Origin of the sequence: Mesorhizobium sp. M7A.F.Ca.US.006.04.2.1, from assembly GCF_004022915.1 — a bacterium.
Taxonomy (GTDB): domain Bacteria; phylum Pseudomonadota; class Alphaproteobacteria; order Rhizobiales; family Rhizobiaceae; genus Mesorhizobium; species Mesorhizobium ciceri.
In genome coordinates this window covers 1-2,019 of record NZ_RZQA01001010.1, presented here as the reverse complement: position 1 = coordinate 2,019, position 2,019 = coordinate 1, and the positions used below count along the sequence as shown (strand labels likewise).

The window sequence follows — 2,019 nt, the reverse complement described above, 5'->3', positions numbered from 1 at the left end:
GAAGCTGGACCATCGCCATCGGATGCGACAGGCTCTGCGCATCGGTTTCTAGCTGCAGTTCGTCGCCGCCGCGCTTGGCAGTGCGTGCCAGGATCTCGTAGACCGCCGCCGTCGTCGATTGCAGCGCCTTGATCGGTGGCTGGCCGGACAGGATGCGTGCCAGGTAGACGGCCGCCGTCAGATCGCCCAGGCCGTTCGGCGGCTTGTCGATCAGGCGGTGTTCGGCGAGCAGCGCCTGGCTGCTATCGAGCAGGAGGTTGCCGGTGCCGCCCGTCATCATCGACGGCGCCGAGGTGACCAGCATGGTCGATGGCCCGGCATGCAGCGCCGCCGCGATCACCGATTTCATGTCTGGCAACGCGGCGCCGGCCATCCATTCCAGTTCGTAGCGGTTAGGGGTGGCTATGTCGGCGATCGGCATCAGCCGATCGCGCATGGCGATGGCGGTCGGTTCGGGCACATAGAGGCCGCCCGAATCACCCATCACCGGATCGCAGATATAGACGGCGCCGGGCGTCCTTGCCTTGACCGCGGCGACCAGCGAGGCGACGGCCTCGGCCTGGCCCGCCTCGCCGAGATAGCCGGACAGCACGGCGCCGACCTCACCCAGCCATGGCGCCCGCTCGAGATCGGCCATCAGAGCCTTGAACTCGTCGAGCGGCGGCACGATGCGCGTCGCGCGCCCATGGCCGGGATGCCAGGGCAAGATGACGGTCGGCACCGCCCAGACCGGGAACCCCAGGGTCTCCAGCGCAAAGACGGCGGCACGGTTGCCGACCGAGCCACGCGCGACATGGCTGGAAATGACGATGACCGCACGCGGCGCGTCGGTTTGTTCGGCGCTCATTGTCGTTTGATTCCTAACTGCCCCGGATGACGTAAAGCACGAGCCAGACCATCAGGCCCAGCGCCAGCAGCAGGCCCAGCGTGCGGCCAAAGCGGGTGCCCCAGACTTCGATCGGATCGGCACGATCGGCATCGGCCGCGGTGACGTGATCGTGCATGCCTTTCGCTGCCCGCGCTACAAACGAGTTGCCGGCCGGATCCGTCTCGCGCGCAATGCGCTCGAGGATACGGCGCGATTCCTTGTCGCTGTCCTGGCGTTCCGCCATGATGATGTCCCGTTTTGCCGGACCTTATCGCGTTCGCACGGCCAATCACAGAGCCTTGCAGCGGCACCGGGCGTGCCAGGCGAGGGGCTGCCGGCGCGGGCGGTTTTCTTGCGCGCTGATTGTGGTAATGCTTCGCGTGCAACTTCTACCGAGGGACCCCATCATGTTTGCCCAGCGCCTTGCCTTGCCGTCCACGTTCCGCACGCTGCCCGCCTTCCTGATGATGGCGATCGTGCTGCCGCTGCTTGCAGGCTGCGGCTATAACACCATCCCGACGGCGGAAGAAAATGCCAGGGCGGCATGGAGCGAGGTGCTGAACCAGTATCAGCGCCGCGCCGACCTCATCCCCAACCTGGTCGAGACGGTCAAGGGCTATGCCTCGCATGAAAAGGATACGCTCGACGCGGTGGTCGAGGCGCGCGCCAAGGCAACGCAGATCACGGTAACACCGGAAACGCTGAAGGATCCCGAAGCCCTCAAGAAGTTTCAGGATGCCCAGGCGGGGCTGACCAGCGCGCTGTCGCGGCTGATCGCGGTCTCGGAGGCCTATCCCGACCTCAAGGCCAATCAGAACTTCCTGGCGCTGCAGGCGCAGCTCGAAGGCACCGAGAACCGCATCGCGGTGTCGCGGCGCGATTACATCCAGGCGGTCAGGGACTACAATCTGACGCTGAGGACGTTCCCCTCGATGCTGTGGGCGACCTTCTGGTTCCGCGGCAACGAGCCCTTCGCCAATTTCACCGTCGCCGAAGACAAGATGCAGCCGCCGAAGGTCGATTTCGGCACGAAGCAGGGCGGGTGAACGTCCACTGTCATCGGAATAAATCCCCCGAAATGACGGGCTGCTGGCGTGCAAACACCCCCCTCTGTCCTACCGGACATCTCCCCCTCAAGGGGGGAGATTGGC

General features: G+C 65.4%; 3 protein-coding genes. 1 reads left to right on the top strand and 2 read right to left on the bottom strand.

Features of this window, described 5'->3' with window-relative positions:
- Both pdxY and EN925_RS33490 read right to left on the bottom strand, forming a co-directional pair.
- Positions 1-847 (bottom strand): pyridoxal kinase PdxY (gene pdxY / locus EN925_RS33495; RefSeq protein ID WP_128337254.1); only part of this gene is annotated, 847 nt, incomplete at its 3' end.
- Positions 848-860: 13 nt separating this feature from the next.
- Entirely contained in the window at positions 861-1,112 is a 252-nt protein-coding gene (locus EN925_RS33490) for a hypothetical protein (protein ID WP_013528991.1), read from the bottom strand.
- 163 nt (positions 1,113-1,275) lie between these two features.
- Here EN925_RS33490 and EN925_RS33485 point away from each other — a divergent pair, with 163 nt between their 5' ends.
- Entirely contained in the window at positions 1,276-1,914 is a 639-nt protein-coding gene (locus EN925_RS33485) for a LemA family protein (RefSeq protein ID WP_013528992.1), read from the top strand.
- Positions 1,915-2,019 lie beyond the last annotated feature (105 nt).

What these genes read in the sequence shown, in the direction of transcription:
- EN925_RS33485 (WP_013528992.1), top strand. Translation starts at nt 1,276, where the DNA reads ATGTTTGCCCAGCGCCTTGCCTTGCCGTCCACGTTCCGCACGCTGCCC.
- EN925_RS33490 (WP_013528991.1), bottom strand. Translation starts at nt 1,112, where the DNA reads ATGGCGGAACGCCAGGACAGCGACAAGGAATCGCGCCGTATCCTCGAG.